We start from the raw sequence: 17,908 nt of genomic DNA on the forward strand, positions 1-17,908 counted from the left end.
TTTTACCATGGAGAGGAGTTTTTTATTTTGCGGACGTGGATGACATGCAGGAGAACGGCGGGGTTGCTTCTGCTTGCGCTGATCGTTGCCATCATGGCGGGCTGCCAGGCGCTCGGAGGCGTCGATTTCAATGCGATGCTAAAGCAGTCGCTGAAGGTTACCTCTTATGAGGGCAGCCAGACGGTTGAGTTTAAGCTGCTGCCCAAGGAAGATGCGCTGAAAGAGGCTTCCAAGGAAGAGAAGGCGCTGTTTGATTTAATTGCGGCGGTTAAGCTGGAGCTTCATCATGTGAAAATAGCTAAGGACGGCGCGATGTCCGCGGACGGCAAGCTATCGCTTGGCGCGAAGTCGATTGCGTTCAAGGCGGAGATGGACGCTAAGCTCGCGGTCATTGATTTGGAAGAGGCCAAGCGGCCGATCAAGTTCCGTATGGCGGCTGCGGCAGGGGCGGGCGCAGCACCTGAAGCGGAAGCTCAATTCACCGAAACGCTGAAGCAGATGTCGGATGCGGCTTCCGGCTTTGCGATTGACAATTTGCCGAACCCTGCGCATTTGACGGTCGTTCCCGGTCAGGCTCAGATCGGCGGAGAGAACGTGGGCGGCATGAAGATTCATGCGGAGCTGAAAGGCGAGGAACTGTTTGATTGGGTAAAGTCCTACGTAGATGCGCTGCTCGCCGACAAGGAAGGGTTGAAAGCGGTGCTCATCGAGCTGCAGAAGCTTGTTGAAAGCCAAACCGAGGGGCTGCAATCAACCGGGGCGGAGAGTATTTTCGGCTCGCTGCCCGCTGGAGAACCGGATACGCAAAGCGTAGAGGAAGCGGCAGACGGCGTCGTGCAACTGTTAACGGAAATAAAGGACGGCATGGCAAAGGCGGAGAAAGAGAATCAGGCTGAGCTGCGGAGCCTATTCGCGAACAACACCTATGTGAAGGGCGATTTGTTCATTGACAGCAAGCTCGACATCCGACAATCGGTCATCGAAGCTTCGATTAAGCCGGATCTTGAAGCGCTGGAAGCTGCCGCAACTAAAGAAGCTGACGGAGACGAGCCAGGCTCGATAGCGGAAAACGCGATGGGACAGCTGGACGAATCGGTTCCGTTCGAGGGCATTTGGATCAAAGTGACTTCCGACCGCTGGAATGTGAACGGCGACGTTAAACCGGTTAAGCCGAATCCGCCTAGACTCGCCATCGACGGCGATCGGATCGCGGAGATGCAGGGCTACGAGGTGCTGCGCCTGTTCAAGCCGGATTCCGTCATGTACGACCTGCTGCGGAATCAAGCGCATATCAGCAAGCAAACGATCACGATGTATCCGGCGTTCAGCGAGGATGCACCGATTATTACGCCGGCTGGCTTGACTCTCATCCCGCTGCGTTCAACGGCCAACGGCTTCCATGCTTCCCTTAAAAAGGAGGCGGGCAGGCTCATTGTGCAGGATCCGGCTACAGGCACGACGATCAGCATGAAGGCAGGCAGTAACCTTGTGACCGTAGGCGGAAAACAGATCAAATGGAGCTTTCCGCCAACGCTCATCAAAGGCGTCACCTACGTTCCTGCACGGAATTTCGTGAATGCGCTCGGCGGGACCTTGAAATGGGAAGCGGATGAATACGATCCCGAGTTTCGCGTGCTGGTCATGACGCGAGAGCCGTAAGCTGGTTATAATAAGGGAAGGGCAAGCCGAAAGGAGCGCATAATAGATATGCAGATTATTACGACAGATGAAGCATTCCACGAAGCCGTTGCTTCAGAAGGTGTGACAGTAGCGGTTTTCAAGACAACCTGGTGCAAGGATTGCCATTACATCGATCCGTTCATGCCTGATATTGAGAGCAGCTATGCCGGTCGGATCAAATTCGTGCAAATCGACCGCGACGACTTGCCGGACCTTTGCTTCGAGCTGAACATTTTGGGCATTCCGAGCTTTATCGCCTTTAAGAAAAGCCAGGAGCTTGTTCGTTTCGTGAGCAAGCTGCGCAAAACCCGCGAGGAAATCGAGCAGTTTCTGGACCGCGCGGTTCAAGTGGCGGATGCGCTGCCGAACGAATAGGATTACAAGGGTTGGGGAGCCCGCGTTGCAGCCGGTAACGGCGCAGTGCGGGCTTCTCTTTCTGCCCGGCGCAGGCCCTTGTGTTCACAGTTTGAACATGGTATTTGCCCCCGTTGTTCGCTATAATTGAGGAGATTCTTCCCGGAAGTTAGGTGGACATTGTGATTATTAAACGATATCGTGCGCTTGCATATGCAACGTGCATAGGGATGTTTTTGGTATTGCTTGCCGGCGCGCTTGTGACGAATACCGAATCCGGCCGCGGCTGCGGAACGGACTGGCCGCTGTGCAACGGCAAATTTGTTCCGGCATATACGCTGGAATCGCTAATCGAATATTCGCACCGGCTCATTAGCGGCGGTGTCGGCCTGCTTGTGCTGGCTACGTTTATCGCCACGCTGAAGTGGTACCGCTCGTACAAAGAGCCGATTATTTACGCGTCGGGCGCGGGCTTCTTTACCGTCCTGCAGGCGCTGCTTGGCGCCGCCGCGGTCATCTGGCCGACGTCGCCGGCCGTGTTGGCGCTTCATTTCGGCATTTCCATCATGGCTTTCATGTTTACGATGCTCCTTGTCATGTGGACCGGAAGGATGAGAAGAGGCGAGCAGGCGGACAAGCCGGCCGCGGCTATTCCGGTACCTGTGTTTTATTTCACGCTGGCGATCCTGGTTTACAGCTACTTTGTCATTTACTTGGGCGCTTATATCCGGCATACCGATTCCTCCGGCGGGTGCATCGGCTGGCCGCTATGCAATGGCGAATTTGTTCCGGATATGGTGGGGGCTACGAAATTCGTCTTTATCCATCGGGTGGCGGCGGCCATCTTGTTTATATTGATCGCCTGGCTCACCGTTTACGTCCGTCGTATTACAGGCGCTCATTCTGCGATGAGCAGGACGGCCATGATTTCCTTCGTGCTAGTGGTATGCCAAGTGTTTAGCGGCGCGCTGCTGACGAAGACGATCAGCAACGAAGATTGGTTTGTTTTCACGAGTATATTGCACAATATGATCATATCCTTCTTGTTCGGGATTTTGTGCGATTTTTTGATACGAGCATGGAAATGGCGCGAAGGGCGGAATAAGGCATGAGCTTCACAGATTTGCGCGGTTTGATTGAAACGCTGCGGCGAGAGGGGGATCTGGCGGTCGTTGACGCGCCCGTCGATCCTTACCTGGAGCTGGCAGAAATACATAGAAGGGTCATTGACGAAGGCGGGCCTGCGCTGTTGTTCACGAACGTAAAAGGCAGTCCGTTCCCGGTCGTCACCAATTTGTTCGGCACGGTGCGCCGCGTCGATCTCGCGTTCGGGCCGCGGCCGGAAGCGTTCATGAAGCAGGTCGTCGGGGCGATGGACCGGCTGCTGCCGCCGACGCCGAAAGCGCTCTGGGGCGAGCGGTCGCTCATTTGGGACGCGCTCAAAGTAGGCATTAAAGAAGTACCGGCGTCTTCGGCACCGGTACTTGGCGTTTGCAGGACCGAGCAGCCGCTCGAGGGAATGCCGGCGCTGACGAGCTGGCAGCTGGACGGTGGTCCGTTCATTACGCTGCCGCTCGTGTACACGGAGCATCCGGAGCACCGGAAGCAGCATAATCTGGGCATGTACCGGATGCAAATTTTCGATCACTCCACGACCGGGATGCACTGGCAAATCCATAAAGGCGGCGGCTTCCATTACCATGAAGCCGAGAAACGGGGCGAGGCGCTGCCGGTATCGGTATTCCTCGGCGGACCGCCGGCGCTTATCGCTTCGGCGATCGCGCCGGTTCCGGAGCACCTGCCGGAATTGCTCCTATCGTCGCTTATTACGGGCGGCAAACTGCCGGTTGTGCAGGATCCGCGCGGCGCGCACCGCATTCCGGCGCAAGCGGAGTTCGTCTTGAGCGGCAGCGTTGCCCCTCATGTGCGCCGTCCGGAAGGGCCGTTCGGCGATCATTACGGCTACTACTCGTGGACGCACGATTTCCCGGTATTCAATGTAAGCCACATGTGGCACCGCAAGGATGCGATCTATCCGGCCACGATCGTCGGCAAGCCGCGGCAGGAGGATTATTATTTGGGCGACTTCCTGCAGCGCCTGCTCTCGCCGGCATTCCCGCTTGCCATGCCTGGGGTTAAGGACCTGTGGACGTATGCGGAGACCGGCTTCCATGCGCTGGCGGCGGCGGTCGTCCGTGAGAGCTACTCGCGCGAGGCGCTTGGCACCGCGTTCCGCATTCTCGGAGAAGGGCAACTCACGCTGACCAAATATTTGATGATTACGGATCAGCCGGTCGACCTGGCGAACTTCCCGCAGCTGATGGAAACGGTACTGGAACGTTTCCGGCCGGAGACCGATTTATTTGTCTTTGATAAGACATCTCATGATACACTAGACTATACCGGGGGCAAGCTGAACCACGGCAGCAAAGCCGTCATGCTTGGCGTCGGCGAGGCGATTCGCGAGCTGCCTCGGTCGTATGATGAAGGCCCGATCGACGAGATAACCGGCATCGCGCCTTACTGCCGCGGTTGTCTCGTCGTCTCCGGCGCGGCTTACGCCGAAGAGCCGGAGTTGCCTCAGCGCCTGCTGAGCCGTTTGCGCGATCGGGGCACCCGCTGGCCGCTTGTGATTTTGGCGGATGATGCCTCTATTGCGAGCGCTCAAACGCCGTTTCTATGGACGGTGTTTACCCGATTCAATCCGGCCGACGATATTTACGCGGCCACGACGCTGCGCCGCCATCATGTCGGCTATGATCTGCCGATCGTCATCGACGCGCGGATGAAGCCGGGCTATCCGGATGAGCTCGTTCCCCGCGAGGACATTGTCGAGCTTGTCGACCGCAGATGGAAAGAGTACTTCTAAGAGAAACATACTGATCTCGGGAGGGCTAACCTATGCTTCGCATGCTGTTCGGTGAACCGCCTCGCGTATTGGATGGCAAGCTGCTCGAAACGATGGAAGCCATGGAGCGCTATGCAACCATGCTGAACAAACGAATCGAGAAGAGCCATGACGTGGACCACAAGCTGCGCAAATACGAAATATACACGCTTGGCCTCATCTCGTCGCTAGACGAGCTGGAGCAAAGCCAGTATGCCGCGCGCAAATTCAGCCGCATGATCGAGTCAACCTCATACGAGGACATGACGCCTGAAGAGCGGCTGAATTATCACCGTTATGTGTACTTTGACAAGAACGCCTTCATCCGGCAGTTCTCCCTGCTGGATAAGCTGGGTACGCTGATGAACGACTATCTCGGTTTGCAAACGGAACGGGTGAAGCCGCATTTCTCGTACTTCACCGTCCTGCGCACGATGATGAAGCGAGAGGCGTATCCCGAGCTTGCCCTGCCGCTATTTGAGCTGAAGGAACAGACGAAGCCGGCGATGAACCGTCTGCGGAAGCGGAGGAATATGGAAATCCACTTCATGAGTTCCGAAATGCAGGATGATTTGAGACAAAGCCATGAGGATTACGACGAAGAGCATCAATTGGAGAACATTGCTCAGCAGATGAGAGATCTGGATGAAATGATGGATCTGGTGCTGGACACGCTAAGGTTGACCTTTCACCATGCTTATCGCCTTATGAGAAAATGATCGTTAGCGGGAGGGTGCCCATGGAGCTGAAAGGACGAACGGCATTAATAACCGGCAGTGCAAAAGGGTTAGGCAAAATGACCGCGTTATCGTTGGCTCAAATGGGCTGCGACATCGTATTGAACTACAAATCGAGCGAGCAAGAGGCGCTCCGGCTCGCGACGGACATCGAGCAGCAGTTCGAGGGCGTACGCGCTACAACGATCGCCGCGGACATCGCCGTTCAGAGCGATGTCGCCCGGTTAGCTGCCGAAGCGGCATCATGGTCATTGACAGGGACGGTCGACATATTGATTAACAACGCCGGACCTTTTATTCGCGAACGGCGCCGATTCGCCGATTATACTTCGGATGAGGTGATCGGCTTAGTGAACGGCAACCTGCTGGGCGTTATGCTGCTCGACCATCATTTGCTGCCGGGAATGCGCAGCCGGCAATGGGGACGCATCATCCATTTCGGCTTCGGCCACGCCGGCGAAGGGCGTGCCTGGCCGCACCGGGCCGTCTACGCGTCAGCGAAGACCGGGCTTGTGTCTTTTACGAAGACGCTTGCGGTGGAAGAGGCGGGCAACGGGATTACGGTGCACATGATCTGTCCGGGCGATATCCGCGGCGTCAACAAAGAGCGGACGATCGCGGAAGTGTCCGGCGAGCAGGACGACGAATCCCCGCGCGGCAGGCCGGGCAGCGGCGAGGATGTAGCACGCGTCATTGCGTTTCTATGTTTGCCTCAATCCGATTATTTGACCGGCAATATCGTCGATGTAACCGGAGGATTCGATCCGATCAAAACCTCCATAAAGACGCCATCATAAAACAAAAGAGTCTTGCCGTTCCCGCGCCATGAGGCGGGGTAAGCCGGCAAGACTCTTTATTGTAAAAATGGATTTGCGCGCTTACGCGAGATTAGAATACTTGCATAACCTCTTGCACGCCTTCTACTTCCTCAAGCAGCGCACGCTCGATACCAGCTTTAAGCGTAATTGTCGAGCTTGGGCAGCTGCCGCAAGCACCCATCAAACGAAGTTTTACGATGCCGTCTTCTACGTCAACCAATTCGACGTCGCCGCCGTCGCGCTGCAAGAACGGACGAAGCTTGTCTAGAACGTCAAGAACTTCATCGTACATTGTGCTTTGTGCATTTTCACTCATTGCAATCCACTCCTTTCTCCCCTATTATAGTACAAAACAGAGTAATTGAAAATGGATATCAACCACTCAAGGTTAGGTGAATGACCAAAATGTTAAAAACGATGATTGAATTTTGCGCCAGCAACATGCACCATGGAACTGACCGGCTGATGAAGAAGCTGGAAGCCAATCCCGATTACGATGTCATCGAATACGGCTGTCTAGGCAATTGCGGCGAATGCTATATGTTTCCGTTCGGAATGGTCAACGGCGAAATTATCGCCGCAGACTCCGTAGAGGAACTGGAAGAACGAATGATGAAGGCCATTGTGAAACAAAAAGCTGACCGTGAAGCGCTGGATCGGCTTATCGATGATATGTAGCCTAGGCGACGGATCGCCAGGCAATAACACCATTTTAGCCAAAATGATGCTTCGACATCCAGAGGACGCCGCTTTTCACTAAGCGCGGAATGCGTCCCATCATCGGCGTGCGACCCATCAGGCCGAAGCCGGTTTTTTTACCGAGTGAGCCAAGTACGCCTTTCAGTTTGATTTTACCAAGGGTAGTCGTCTTGCCGCTCCAAATGGCTTGCATGACTTCGGCCACCTGTTTGCCTTGACCTTCCGCGGCTTGCGCGCTCGGCGAGAACGGCAGGGAGGCGCAGTCGCCGACGATAAAAACGTCGTTATAATCCGGCAGCTGATGATACTCGTTAATGATGAGCCGGCCCGTGTTATCCTTTGGCAGGTTCATGCGCTGAACGAGCGACACCGGTTGAATGCCTGCGGTCCATACCGTAACGTCCGACAGAATCGGAGTCTTATTGTTCTGATCGTGCAGGACGCCGTCCTCCAGCTTATACAGTGAAACATGTCCCCGCATTTCCACCTCATGCTCAATAAACCACGAGGAAACATACTCCTGGAGTTTACCCGGAAAAGCGGATAAAATGCTCGGTCCGCGGTCGATGATTCGAATATTCAAATCCGGACGGCTTTCGCGCAGCTCGGCTGCGACTTCCACGCCGCTCAAACCGCCGCCTACGATCGATACTTGGCCGTATGGCTTTACATCATTCAGCGCCATATACGCTCTTCTCGAGGACGAGAACGTTTGAATGCTGTGGGAATACAGCTCCGCGCCGTCGATACCGTGATATTTATCCGTGCAGCCGAGCGCAACGACGAGCCACTCGTACTCAAGCGGATCTTGGCCGGCTAATTGGATATGCTTGGCATCCAAATCGATATCCGTCACTTCGCCGTACATGACGATCAAACGCGGATCCGACGGGAACGAAACTCGCAGTTCGATATCCGCGCTTGTTCCCGCTACCAGCGAATAATACTCGGTTTTGAGCCCTTGATACGGCATCCGGTCGATGAGCACGACAATCGTGTCGTCCGGAAGCTCGCCCTCGAGCAAAGAATGGGCGACAGTTAAACCGCCGTAACCGCCGCCTAGAATGACAAAACGCTTCATGAACAATCCCAACCTTCTTTGTGTTTGCAATAAAATCTATGCTGCTGTTTGTGTTGTTTCCCGTAGTATATACTTTAAAGGCCCCTGCCATCAGTCTTGTCCGGGCAGAGGCCATGGCAATACCTGTTTATTCGTAAACGCGGACTTCGTTGTAGAATGTATCCCGTTCAACCGGAATGCGGCCTGCGCCTTTAATGAGCCAGATCAAATCTTCGCGCGTAATGCCTTCCGGAGTGAGCGCGCCGGCTGCGTGGCTGATCCGTTCCTTCACCATCGTGCCGTGTACGTCGGAAGCGCCCATCGTCAGCGATACTTGCGTCAGCTGCGTGCCGATATTAATGAAATACGCTTTAATATGCTGGAAATTATCGAGCAGCAAGCGGCTGATCGCAATCGCCTTCAGATCGTCAAAGGCCGAGTTGCGGCGGCGAATGCTCGCTTTCGGGCTGATCGGCTGCATGGAAAGCGGAATGAACACTTGGAAGCCGTTCGTTTCGTCCTGCAGCTCGCGGATTTGCAGCATATGGTTGACGCGGTCTTCGATTTTCTCGACGGAGCCGTACAGCATCGTTGTGTGCGTGCGCAGGCCAAGGTTGTGCGCAGTCCGGTGCACTTCGAGGTACTGGGAAACGTCGGCTTTGTCGACGCGCATCTTCTTGCGGTATTCGTCGGATAAAATCTCGGCGCCGCCGCCCGTTAAGCTCTGCAAGCCGGCCTTCATCAGCTCTTGGATCACTTCTTTATAGCTCAAGCCGCTGATCCGCGAAAAGAAATCAATTTCCGCCGCCGTGTACGCTTTGAGCGCTACTTCAGGGAAACGGTCATGCAGCGCTTGGAGCGAATCCACGTAATATTGAAAAGGCACATGCGGGTTGTGTCCGCCGACGATATGGAATTCGCGTACGTCGGGATGAATATACTTCTCCACGTATTCAATCATTTGCGCGCCGGTCAGCGTGTACGCACCTTCTTGGCCTTCGTCCTTGCGGAAGTTGCAGAACGCGCAATGAGCTTCACATACGTTCGTGAAGTACAGGCTCATATTCTCGATAAAATACACTTTGCGTCCGTTCTTCTTCAGGTTCACTTCGTTCGCCATCTGGCCGATCGTGAGCAGATCGTCGGAACGATATAGAAATTCTCCGTCCTCGCGGCTAAGGCGTTCGCCAGCGCGAACCTTCTCCACGATTGCTTGCATTTGCGTTGCATCTGTCGGTAGAACGACATTCATAACGGCATCCTCCTGGTCCGCCGGGCACTTATCTAACAGGTCCGGTGTATAATGTATAAATTGAAAAAAAACAACCTTGTGAAAAAAATTACTTACCCTTACTCCAAAAAGCCCATACAAATAACTTTCCTTATTATAAACCTCATCATGTAGAGCGGCAACTATTAACTCATGCCATCCAATCAAAAGGATGGAAGAGGCGCCGGCCTGCCGATTTCCTTTGAGCGGGAATTTGGGGTACAATGAAGCTTATCCCAATCCGGAGAAAACGAGAAGAGGTGTGTATAGATGGCGAATACTTACACATACAGCCGCAAAGAGGAAATCGCGAATGCGATTACGCATGGGCTGGGCGCTTTATTGAGCGTTGCCGCGCTTGTGCTGCTAATCGTGTTTGCATCCATTAAAGGAAGCGCATCGCATGTCGTCAGTTTTACCGTTTACGGCTCCATGATGCTGCTGCTTTACGTAGCGTCCACACTTGTCCACAGCTTTCCTGAAGGGAAGGCTAAACGTGTTTTTGAAATTATGGATCATTCCTGCATCTATTTGTTCATCGCCGGCACCTATACGCCGATCGTGCTTCATATCGTGCAGGGAACGGCGGGCTGGACGCTGTTCGGGATCGTCTGGGGGCTTGCGCTCTGCGGCGTTGTGTTCAAAGCCTTCTACGCTTCCAAGTTTCTGTTCACATCCACGCTGCTGTACATTGCAATGGGATGGCTCATCGTCTTCGCATGGGGCCCGCTGAAGGCTCATCTTGCTCCAGGCGGTCTGCAGCTGCTCATAACCGGCGGCGTACTTTATACGGTCGGCACGCTGTTCTATGTCTGGCGAAGCTTCAAGTACCACCACGCGGTATGGCATCTGTTCGTGCTCGGCGGGACGGTGCTTCATTTCTTTGCGATATTGCTGTATGTGCTGCCAGCTTAAGGACATGTCCAAATCAGGTATCCGCGTATTGAGTCCGCTAATGATGTGCAGTATACTATAAAATATAAAGTAAGTTTTCTTAAGATTTTATTGCAGTGAGAGTTTGACTTCGTCATATTACAGGAGGGATACCATGATCCATATCAGCGATACCGCGAATGAGAAAATCAAAGAAATGCTCGAGGCGGAAGCGTCACCGGAGCTGTTCTTGCGCATTGGCGTAAAAGAAGGCGGCTGCAGCGGCTTTTCCTACGGCATGGGCTTCGACGACGAGCTTAACGATACCGATAAAACGATGGAGTTTAACGGCCTGAAGGTTGTCGTGGATAACGATAGCATCAAGTACTTGAACGGCCTGCAAATCGATTATAAAGAATCCGCCATGGGCGGCGGCTTCACCATCAACAACCCGAACGCTAGCGCGACTTGCGGCTGCGGTTCGTCGTTCCGTACGGCGACGGAAGCAGGCAAGCCGAGCGAAGCGGGCGAGTGCTAATTTTGATTCTTAACCCCCAAGCGTGTTACCAAACATGCCTGGGGGTTATTTTGTATTACCGCTTTTCCGTTTAAAATGACGCCGATTTGCGGATAATGGGAATTGATTCTAATCCAGTTGGACCAAGATTGGAGCTATGAACATTGGCGCTCGCGATATGCGTTTTTATGACTTGGTGCGTGATCATCGTACATTCGCTGATGCCGAAGAAGCTTAGCGGCGCGGAAATGGTATTTATTTATTTCTGCAGCACTGTCTTCGAACTCAGTATATTCACGATCGTGCATCTCAATCTAGGCTGGATCGAGGTGGATAAAGGCGTGGAGAAATCGATTGCCGACTTGGTGCTTCGGCTATTTACGAATCCGCTTATTTTCATCATCTCGACGAACATTCTTCTATATCGTTGGAAGGTGCTGAAATGGGTAATCATCGCCGCAATCGTGCTGGCCTTTATCCCTATGGGTTACATGCTGGAACGGATCGGGATTATCTCGACGCCTCATTGGAACGCATGGCTTACCGTGGCGATGTTTACTAGTTATGTCATTTTCTCAAGGCTGATGGCTTGGATCATTATCAGCACGGGACAGAAAGAAGCGAACGCGCAATGATCGTATACGATAATCGATTTAATTCGAATGAATGGTTTATAATAGCCGGGTTATGCATCGGGATCGCGCTAGTCATTTTCTTGCCGAAGCGATTTCAGAGGAAGCATACTTTCGTATATTTCATGTGCGGCGTGTATAGCGGCTTTTTCTTCGACCATTCCTTAAGCGTCCAGCCTGTCAGCTTCTACGACGTAAACGACCGGTCCAGCTATCAGCTAATCGACTTTGTGTCTTACATTTCGTATGGGCCGATCAGCTATCTATTCTTCTACACCTATGATCGCTTGCGGCCGAAGCCATCGCAAATCGCGATTTTCATCCTCATCTGGTCGCTTGTATCAACAGGCTTGGAGTGGCTGGCTGTCTGTGCGAATGTTTTTCATTACCGATTCGGTTATAAGCTCGCTTATTCGTTCCCGATCTATTTAATCGTTCAATCGTGCTGGATCTTCCTATATCATCGCCTCGAAAGCAGGCGGGCGAGCGGCTGATCGCGACCGTAAGCTGCGGCAGCCTGCGACAATTCGCAATCCATATCCTCGCAAATTGTCTGTTCATTCCTGTCCGCGATTGTCTGATCGTGGCAGCATTTGCGCTCAAACCCGACAGAATTAGCCCGTCCGCGGGCGGTCTCTGGCCGGGTATTTGTGCTGCGGCAAATGTCTGCCCCTTTATTGCCCGGGTAATACCGGGTGCCACTTCTGCTCTAGTAGCCTATTAAATCAGGCTAGTTGACCCTAGCAATCATCCAAGAGATAGATGACTGCGAGGCATATGCTGTCAACTAAAGGACCGAAATGACTGAAAGGATGGGATATGGCATGGCAGATGAACAAGGCATGGAGAACGGCTTGGCGAATATCCAGGGCAGGCAGTTAGCCAGCAAATGGGCGAAAACAGCGGCTCTATTATCGCATGGGCGCATCGCTCCGCACATTCCGCCGACCCGGATGTTTACGAAGGCGAATTTGAACAACATGCTGCAAGTTCATGGCATGGTCGTCATTAAACCGGTACGCGGAGCGGGAGGCCACGGAGTTATCAAGGTTTCGAAAGCAGCGGGCGTGTATAAGTACACGTACTACTCGAGAACGAGCAGCTTCGGCACATTCGATGGCATGTACAAGTCGCTTCTTGCGAATAAGAAAGCCCGCCCATATTTGATCCAGAAAGGCATTCAGCTTGCGACCATAGGCGGCAGACCGATTGATTACCGGGTTAAGTACGTGAAGCAGCCTACCGGAGAGTGGCGAATTACAGCGATCGTCGGAAGGCTGGCGAAGCCAGGCTTGTTCGTTACGAATATTTGCCGCGGAGGCACGCTGCTGAGCGGATCCGAAGGCATACGCAGATCGTTTTCCAGCGGTGCGGTCGTTTCGAAGAAACGAGAAATGAGACTGCTTACGAAGCTGTCGACAGCGGTGCTGGAGGGGCGTTTTCCGGGGATCGGACAGTTAGGCTTTGATTACGGCATTGACCGGAGAGGGAAAATATGGATCTTCGAAGTGAATACAAGACCCCAATAAAAATCGTTTTTGATATATTTCGTTAATAGATTCATAAATATTCATTAAAGTTTTTTATCGAAAGTAGAATTTGTCGGGCTGTGTATAACCGTATCCACATTATCCCAGGCTGTATTTCCTCATTTTTCGACCATTACTCACAGATTACCAACACGCTGTCCACACGCATATGTGGATAATCGGAACGCTTGTTCCTTCCTATTTGGACATGCTAATATGAATTTGGAAGTAAGAGGGAAAGGAGAGTGTGGACAATGGAGCAGCTGTCGGATGAGCTTTTACTCGATGCGTATCACGCCGCCCATAAGTTCGAACTGGATCCGGAATTCATCCAATTGCTAAGCGCCGAGCTGAAGCGCAGGCAACTTAATCCGGAATCATACCGCAATACCGCGTAATTTCATTCAACGTTGTCAACTAGTCCTCAAGTTCGGTTTCACCACTTCGAAATAAGCACTTCAAACGTCTGCACACAGTTAGGGCAGTACACGACATGGCCGCAGCTTTGTTCCGATTGTGATAATGGCGAGATCGTCTCGTAATTGGTATACGTATCAGGCTGATAGGGTGCATAAGGGCCAGTAAAGTCCTCAAGCCTTCCGCAATCGTCAGTTTGCCCGGAGCAAACCGGACAGATAGCCGTAAGCTGCTCCAATCCATTACAAATGGGACATAACATAGATAAGGGTACCCTCCTTTGCCAGTGCGATGTGAATCAGCAGGTTAGGCTAAAGATTAGGATACCCTTTTTTGATTTGTAATACGTGCTTCTCGTTACAGCTTCATGCTGCTGCTGTGCCCTGGCGAGAGCTTGGCTGTCGGGTCTACATAAACTTTCGCGTTGTTGATGGCCGTCGGCGCTTCGCCGAAGCCTACCGCGATCAATTTCAGCTTTCCCGGATAAGTTGTGACATCGCCTGCGGCGAATATGCCGGGAATGCTCGTTTCCATGCGGGAGTCGACGACGATGGACCCGTTATCGATTTCAAGTCCCCATTCGGCAATCGGCCCAAGCGAGGAGACGAATCCGAAATTGACGATAACGGCGTCAACCGCAAGTTCGGTGAGTTCTGCGGTCTTCACGTTCTGCAGTACGATTCGTTCGATACCGGAGGTTCCGTGCAGCGATGTCAATTCATATGGTGTAAGGACACGGACAGTGGATTTCATCAAGTTTTCTACGCTATGTTCATGAGCTCTGAACTTGTCTCTGCGGTGCACGAGCGTAACGCTTGCTGCGATGGGCTCCAGCATCAGCGACCAATCAACGGCCGAATCGCCGCCGCCGCTTACAACGACGTTCTTGCCCTGGAACTGGCTCAGATCGCTAATAAAGTAATGCAAATTTTTCTTCTCGTACTTGGCGGCTTCTTTTAGCTCCAGACGACGCGGCTCGAAAGCGCCGACCCCGGCCGTAATAATGACGGCTTTCGCAAAATGGACGTCTTTATCCGTTACAATTTCGAACGAGCGTTCATCCCGCTTGATGACGTTAACCACTTTCTCTTCCAGACGGACCTCCGGCTTGAACATGGCCATCTGCTTCTTCAACTGCTCTACGAGTTCGCCTGCCGTTACCTTCGGAAAGCCGGCTACATCGTATATATATTTTTCCGGATATAGTGCGGCAAGCTGGCCGCCCAATTGAGGCATACTTTCAATAATCTTGACCGATGCTTGGCGCATTCCGCCATAGAAAGCGGCGAACATGCCTGCAGGACCGCCGCCTATAATGGCGATGTCGACATGAGGGGTAGAAGTCGCTGAGTTGGACACAATGGGCACCTCCAAAAAATAAACGGACTAATCATAGGGTTTCCTGCTTACACTTGGATAAATCTTCTTGTACATTATAGCTGTTCGACAAGCTGTGGGGAAATATAAAATTGGATGTTATTCTAAATATTTTCGTAATATTTTACCCTTGAACTTTAATGAAAAAGTTTGTAATATGTGAGGTATTAGTAACCGATTTGTCGAAAATGGACACGGACCGTTCATAAAAGTAGGATCAGGGTCACACACTAACATTATTCATTGTCTGTGTTTGTGTAATTTTTCACAAAGTCTGTAAAGAAAAAGAAATTACGAATGGATGGGATTCTGCGATGAGCAACATACCGAAAATTGTTATTCTTGGCGCCGGCTACGGCGGGGTATTGACAGCACTGCGTCTTCAAAAAGAACTGAACTACAATGAGGCCGATGTAACGCTCGTGAACAAGCATGATTACCACTACTTCACGACACACCTGCACATGCCTGCAGCGGGTACGGACAAAACCGAAAATGCACGCGTAAGCATCTCGAAGCTGATTGACGAGTTCAAAATCGATTTCGTTAAATCGACTGTCGTTCAAATCCGCACGCAAGACAAGAAAGTCATTCTTGAAGACGGTACGCTTTCTTACGATTACCTTGTAATCGGCCTTGGCGGCGAGCCGGAAACTTTCGGTATTCCAGGCATGCTTGAGAATGCTATGAACATCCGCAGCATCAACTCGGTTCGCTTGATCCGCGAACATATCGAATACCAATTCGCACGCTTCAAACGCGAACCGCACCGTCTCGATTACCTTACTTTCGTTGTCGGCGGCGCCGGCTTCACAGGTATCGAATTCGTGGGCGAGCTTGCAGACCGTCTGCCTGAGCTTTGCAAGCAAAACGACGTGGATCCATCGCTTGTCAAACTATATAACATCGAAGCAGCTCCAACTGCACTGCCGGGCTTTGATCCGGAGCTCGTAGAATATGCTATGCAAGTACTGACGAAGAAGGGCGTAACATTCCGCATCGGAACAGCGATCAAAGAATGTACCACTGAAGGCGTTATCGTCGGCGATGGCGAAGAAATCAAAGCGGCAACCGTTATCTGGGCAGCCGGCGTACGCGGCAACCGCCTTATCGAAGAAGCGGGCATTGAAACGATGCGCGGCCGCGTCAAAGTTGACGAGAACCTTCGCGTTCCAGGGCACGAAAACATCTATGTTGTCGGCGATAACTCCCTGATGTTCAATCCGGAAGGCCGTCCATACCCGCCGACTGCGCAAATCGCGATGCAACAAGGCGTTACTTGCGCGCACAACCTGGTTGCTTCGATCCGCAACCAGCCGCTTAAGAAATTCGAATTCAAGAACAAAGGTACTGTTGCCTCCCTTGGTAAAGGCGAAGCGATCGGTCTTGCGTTCGGCAAGAAATACAAAGGCGGCGTAGCGGCATTGATCAAGAAAGCGATCGACGTTCGTTACCTGTACATCATCGGCGGTATTCCGCTGGTACTTCGCAAAGGTAAATTCCTGTAATGCGCCATTGCAGCGTACAGGTTCGTGGTTTGCTGACGCGCGATGAGCTGGACCGCTACAACGCGCTGATGGAGGTTGGCTCCTTCTTGGAGTCGCAGAACCGTTACGACTTGGCATATACGGTGCAGAAGGAAGTCGACATTCTCATTTTGCCGGGGATTGAGCGGCTTAAGGAGAAAGGCAGGGAGCGCGACCGCCAGACGGAAGCGTACTTGGAAATGAAGCGTCTTCTCGAAGAAGACGATGAGGAGTAAAAAAGCGGATGGAGCGTCGCTAGGACGTTTCATCCGCTTTTTTTAATTGGCCAGTTTGATTGCTAGATGGCGAAAAGCTCTTGCAGCTTCTCGTCCGTCATTCGGTTGCCGACGTAGAAGTCGCCGAAATCGCCGAAGCGCGCGCTCACTTCGTCAAAGCGCATCTCGTAGACGAGCTTCTTGAATTGCAGGGCATCCTCTGCGAACAGGGTTACGCCCCACTCCCAGTTATCAAAGCCGACGGAGCCCGTAATAATTTGCTTCACTTTGCCCGCGTAGCTGCGGCCGATCATGCCGTGGCTGCGCATCATCGCGCGGCGCTCTTCCATGCTCAGCATGTACCAGTTGTCGCTGCCTTGGCGGCGTTTGTTCATCGGATAGAAGCATATATGGTTCCATTTCGGCAGAATCGGCTTCAGTCTGGCGAGAATTTCCGGATTTTGCATCGGATCGGCGCCCGGCTGCGCCATATAATTGCTGAGCTCCACGACACTGACGTAAGAATGGGCCGGGATCGTGAATTGCGCGAACGTCGTTTTGTTAAACGCGTTCTCGATCGCATTCAGCTCCTCCAACGTTTCGCGCAGATGCATGAGCATGAAATCCGCCTTCTGGCCTACGATGGAATAGAAGGCCGTGCTCCCTTGCTTATTATCTTCAACGGTTTGCCACTCGCTTAGAAACGAACGAAGCTCGTCCAGCGCGATGGCGCGCTCGCCTTCGTCGGCAAGCTTCCAAGCCGCCCAGTCGATCGTGCGGAAATCATGCAAGGCGTACCAGCCTTCAAGCGTTTGAGCCGCTTCACTCATGTAGATCACTCCCTATCGGTTTCTTGTCGCTTACATTGTAACGTAACGCGGCAAAGGAGAGCAAATGACGGACTTGTGACAACATCGCGAAGGAAATTGACTTCCGCTATGCCATCTACTACACTAGTCGTAGCGAAAGGGGTAGACGATTCGGAATGAACGGCGACGTTAATATTTTACAGCTTATCATTGCAACGGTTTTGTTTTTTGTCATGATGTTCGGCATCGGCTTTATTTTAAACATGCTGCTAAAAACGACCTTTTTTCCTATTTACTTATTTCTAATTGTGCTCGTACCGCTCTTTATCTGGCAAACCTGGGACGACACGAAGAGCGTGTCCGGCAATTTCACTTCCTTTACGTTCGTGGATATTTTGCCGGCCATCGGAGCGCTGATCGGCGCTTATGTGAGCGGTTCGACGATCCGGGCGCTGCGCAAAGGCGGATACAAAATGTTCTAACATGAAAGCTAAAACGGCATGGCCAT

Annotated in this window: 20 protein-coding genes and 1 pseudogene; 16 read left to right on the top strand and 5 right to left on the bottom strand. The window is 52.4% G+C overall.

Going from position 1 to position 17,908, the window contains the following annotated elements:
- The first annotated feature begins 27 nt into the window (after positions 1 to 27).
- The 6 genes and pseudogenes from DL346_RS18625 (at position 28) to DL346_RS18650 (ending at position 6,455) form a co-directional block, all read left to right on the top strand.
- Entirely contained in the window at positions 28 to 1,659 is a 1,632-nt protein-coding gene (locus tag DL346_RS18625) for a copper amine oxidase N-terminal domain-containing protein (protein ID WP_112883639.1), read from the top strand.
- A 9-nt stretch (positions 1,660 to 1,668) separates the two neighbouring features.
- Positions 1,669 to 2,055 (top strand): annotated as a pseudogene (locus DL346_RS18630) (thioredoxin family protein); the annotation flags it as partial.
- Positions 2,056 to 2,216: 161 nt separating this feature from the next.
- A complete protein-coding gene (locus DL346_RS18635; RefSeq protein ID WP_112884059.1) occupies positions 2,217 to 3,146 on the top strand; it encodes a COX15/CtaA family protein in 930 nt (309 codons plus the stop codon).
- The gene (locus DL346_RS18640) at positions 3,143 to 4,903 is read left to right on the top strand and encodes a UbiD family decarboxylase (RefSeq protein WP_112883641.1); all 1,761 of its coding nucleotides are present in this window, start codon (positions 3,143 to 3,145) and stop codon (positions 4,901 to 4,903) included. The genes DL346_RS18635 and DL346_RS18640 overlap by 4 nt, the downstream gene beginning before the upstream one ends.
- Positions 4,904 to 4,935: 32 nt before the next feature.
- Positions 4,936 to 5,640 (top strand): Cthe_2314 family HEPN domain-containing protein, encoded by a 705-nt coding sequence (locus DL346_RS18645; protein WP_112883642.1) that lies wholly within the window; start codon positions 4,936 to 4,938, stop codon positions 5,638 to 5,640.
- A gap of 26 nt (positions 5,641 to 5,666) precedes the next feature.
- Entirely contained in the window at positions 5,667 to 6,455 is a 789-nt protein-coding gene (locus DL346_RS18650; RefSeq protein ID WP_112884061.1) for an SDR family oxidoreductase, read from the top strand.
- 91 nt (positions 6,456 to 6,546) lie between these two features.
- Here DL346_RS18650 and DL346_RS18655 read toward each other — a convergent pair whose 3' ends face one another.
- Complete coding sequence (locus DL346_RS18655) at positions 6,547 to 6,792, bottom strand: NifU family protein (RefSeq protein WP_048744982.1); 246 nt, start codon at positions 6,790 to 6,792, stop codon at positions 6,547 to 6,549.
- A gap of 89 nt (positions 6,793 to 6,881) precedes the next feature.
- Here DL346_RS18655 and DL346_RS18660 point away from each other — a divergent pair, with 89 nt between their 5' ends.
- Positions 6,882 to 7,154: a YuzB family protein gene (locus tag DL346_RS18660; protein WP_112883643.1), complete on the top strand. Its 273-nt coding sequence runs from the start codon at positions 6,882 to 6,884 to the stop codon at positions 7,152 to 7,154.
- A 34-nt stretch (positions 7,155 to 7,188) separates the two neighbouring features.
- Here the strand turns inward: DL346_RS18660 and DL346_RS18665 are convergent, their stop codons facing one another.
- Together DL346_RS18665 and mqnE are read right to left on the bottom strand one after the other, a co-directional pair.
- A complete protein-coding gene (locus tag DL346_RS18665; protein ID WP_112883644.1) occupies positions 7,189 to 8,256 on the bottom strand; it encodes an NAD(P)/FAD-dependent oxidoreductase in 1,068 nt (355 codons plus the stop codon).
- Between the two features lie 127 nt (positions 8,257 to 8,383).
- Positions 8,384 to 9,487 carry an aminofutalosine synthase MqnE gene (gene mqnE, locus DL346_RS18670; RefSeq protein WP_112883645.1) on the bottom strand — a complete coding sequence of 368 codons (1,104 nt, stop codon included), beginning with the start codon at positions 9,485 to 9,487 and terminating at the stop codon, positions 8,384 to 8,386.
- A 288-nt stretch (positions 9,488 to 9,775) separates the two neighbouring features.
- Between mqnE and trhA the strand changes: the two genes are divergently transcribed.
- The 6 genes from trhA to sda all read left to right on the top strand — a co-directional run bounded on the left by trhA (position 9,776) and on the right by sda (position 13,454).
- The gene (gene trhA / locus DL346_RS18675; RefSeq protein WP_112883646.1) at positions 9,776 to 10,420 is read left to right on the top strand and encodes a PAQR family membrane homeostasis protein TrhA; all 645 of its coding nucleotides are present in this window, start codon (positions 9,776 to 9,778) and stop codon (positions 10,418 to 10,420) included.
- A gap of 133 nt (positions 10,421 to 10,553) precedes the next feature.
- Complete coding sequence (gene erpA, locus DL346_RS18680; protein WP_112883647.1) at positions 10,554 to 10,916, top strand: iron-sulfur cluster insertion protein ErpA; 363 nt, start codon at positions 10,554 to 10,556, stop codon at positions 10,914 to 10,916.
- 143 nt (positions 10,917 to 11,059) lie between these two features.
- A complete protein-coding gene (locus DL346_RS18685) occupies positions 11,060 to 11,530 on the top strand; it encodes a hypothetical protein (protein ID WP_112883648.1) in 471 nt (156 codons plus the stop codon).
- Entirely contained in the window at positions 11,527 to 12,021 is a 495-nt protein-coding gene (locus DL346_RS18690; protein WP_165822574.1) for a hypothetical protein, read from the top strand. Before DL346_RS18685 ends, DL346_RS18690 begins: the two co-directional genes overlap by 4 nt.
- Before the next feature lie 330 nt (positions 12,022 to 12,351).
- The gene (locus DL346_RS18695; protein ID WP_240633287.1) at positions 12,352 to 13,056 is read left to right on the top strand and encodes a YheC/YheD family protein; all 705 of its coding nucleotides are present in this window, start codon (positions 12,352 to 12,354) and stop codon (positions 13,054 to 13,056) included.
- 254 nt (positions 13,057 to 13,310) lie between these two features.
- On the top strand, positions 13,311 to 13,454 hold the full coding sequence (gene sda / locus DL346_RS18700) for a sporulation histidine kinase inhibitor Sda (RefSeq protein ID WP_112883649.1): 144 nt from the start codon (positions 13,311 to 13,313) through the stop codon (positions 13,452 to 13,454).
- 376 nt (positions 13,455 to 13,830) lie between these two features.
- On the opposite strand, the gene DL346_RS18705 is transcribed toward sda, so the two are convergent.
- The gene (locus tag DL346_RS18705; RefSeq protein ID WP_276311566.1) at positions 13,831 to 14,832 is read right to left on the bottom strand and encodes an NAD(P)/FAD-dependent oxidoreductase; all 1,002 of its coding nucleotides are present in this window, start codon (positions 14,830 to 14,832) and stop codon (positions 13,831 to 13,833) included.
- A gap of 332 nt (positions 14,833 to 15,164) precedes the next feature.
- Between DL346_RS18705 and DL346_RS18710 the strand changes: the two genes are divergently transcribed.
- Complete coding sequence (locus DL346_RS18710) at positions 15,165 to 16,358, top strand: NAD(P)/FAD-dependent oxidoreductase (RefSeq protein ID WP_112883650.1); 1,194 nt, start codon at positions 15,165 to 15,167, stop codon at positions 16,356 to 16,358.
- Positions 16,358 to 16,612 (top strand): hypothetical protein, encoded by a 255-nt coding sequence (locus DL346_RS18715; RefSeq protein ID WP_112883651.1) that lies wholly within the window; start codon positions 16,358 to 16,360, stop codon positions 16,610 to 16,612. Before DL346_RS18710 ends, DL346_RS18715 begins: the two co-directional genes overlap by 1 nt.
- 62 nt (positions 16,613 to 16,674) lie before the next feature.
- On the opposite strand, the gene hemQ is transcribed toward DL346_RS18715, so the two are convergent.
- Positions 16,675 to 17,421 carry a hydrogen peroxide-dependent heme synthase gene (gene hemQ / locus DL346_RS18720; RefSeq protein WP_112883652.1) on the bottom strand — a complete coding sequence of 249 codons (747 nt, stop codon included), beginning with the start codon at positions 17,419 to 17,421 and terminating at the stop codon, positions 16,675 to 16,677.
- 155 nt (positions 17,422 to 17,576) lie between these two features.
- Between hemQ and DL346_RS18725 the strand changes: the two genes are divergently transcribed.
- Positions 17,577 to 17,882 carry a YuiB family protein gene (locus DL346_RS18725; RefSeq protein ID WP_112883653.1) on the top strand — a complete coding sequence of 102 codons (306 nt, stop codon included), beginning with the start codon at positions 17,577 to 17,579 and terminating at the stop codon, positions 17,880 to 17,882.
- Positions 17,883 to 17,908 lie beyond the last annotated feature (26 nt).

Source organism: Paenibacillus montanisoli (assembly GCF_003268025.1).
Classification (GTDB): domain Bacteria; phylum Bacillota; class Bacilli; order Paenibacillales; family Paenibacillaceae; genus Paenibacillus_Z; species Paenibacillus_Z montanisoli.

What these genes read in the sequence shown, in the direction of transcription:
- DL346_RS18710 (WP_112883650.1), top strand. Translation starts at nt 15,165, where the DNA reads ATGAGCAACATACCGAAAATTGTTATTCTTGGCGCCGGCTACGGCGGG.
- DL346_RS18660 (WP_112883643.1), top strand. Translation starts at nt 6,882, where the DNA reads ATGTTAAAAACGATGATTGAATTTTGCGCCAGCAACATGCACCATGGA.
- DL346_RS18695 (WP_240633287.1), top strand. Translation starts at nt 12,352, where the DNA reads ATGGCAGATGAACAAGGCATGGAGAACGGCTTGGCGAATATCCAGGGC.
- DL346_RS18725 (WP_112883653.1), top strand. Translation starts at nt 17,577, where the DNA reads ATGAACGGCGACGTTAATATTTTACAGCTTATCATTGCAACGGTTTTG.
- DL346_RS18715 (WP_112883651.1), top strand. Translation starts at nt 16,358, where the DNA reads ATGCGCCATTGCAGCGTACAGGTTCGTGGTTTGCTGACGCGCGATGAG.
- trhA (WP_112883646.1), top strand. Translation starts at nt 9,776, where the DNA reads ATGGCGAATACTTACACATACAGCCGCAAAGAGGAAATCGCGAATGCG.
- DL346_RS18665 (WP_112883644.1), bottom strand. Translation starts at nt 8,256, where the DNA reads ATGAAGCGTTTTGTCATTCTAGGCGGCGGTTACGGCGGTTTAACTGTC.
- hemQ (WP_112883652.1), bottom strand. Translation starts at nt 17,421, where the DNA reads ATGAGTGAAGCGGCTCAAACGCTTGAAGGCTGGTACGCCTTGCATGAT.
- DL346_RS18645 (WP_112883642.1), top strand. Translation starts at nt 4,936, where the DNA reads ATGCTTCGCATGCTGTTCGGTGAACCGCCTCGCGTATTGGATGGCAAG.
- DL346_RS18690 (WP_165822574.1), top strand. Translation starts at nt 11,527, where the DNA reads ATGATCGTATACGATAATCGATTTAATTCGAATGAATGGTTTATAATA.
- sda (WP_112883649.1), top strand. Translation starts at nt 13,311, where the DNA reads ATGGAGCAGCTGTCGGATGAGCTTTTACTCGATGCGTATCACGCCGCC.
- mqnE (WP_112883645.1), bottom strand. Translation starts at nt 9,487, where the DNA reads ATGAATGTCGTTCTACCGACAGATGCAACGCAAATGCAAGCAATCGTG.
- DL346_RS18655 (WP_048744982.1), bottom strand. Translation starts at nt 6,792, where the DNA reads ATGAGTGAAAATGCACAAAGCACAATGTACGATGAAGTTCTTGACGTT.
- erpA (WP_112883647.1), top strand. Translation starts at nt 10,554, where the DNA reads ATGATCCATATCAGCGATACCGCGAATGAGAAAATCAAAGAAATGCTC.
- DL346_RS18640 (WP_112883641.1), top strand. Translation starts at nt 3,143, where the DNA reads ATGAGCTTCACAGATTTGCGCGGTTTGATTGAAACGCTGCGGCGAGAG.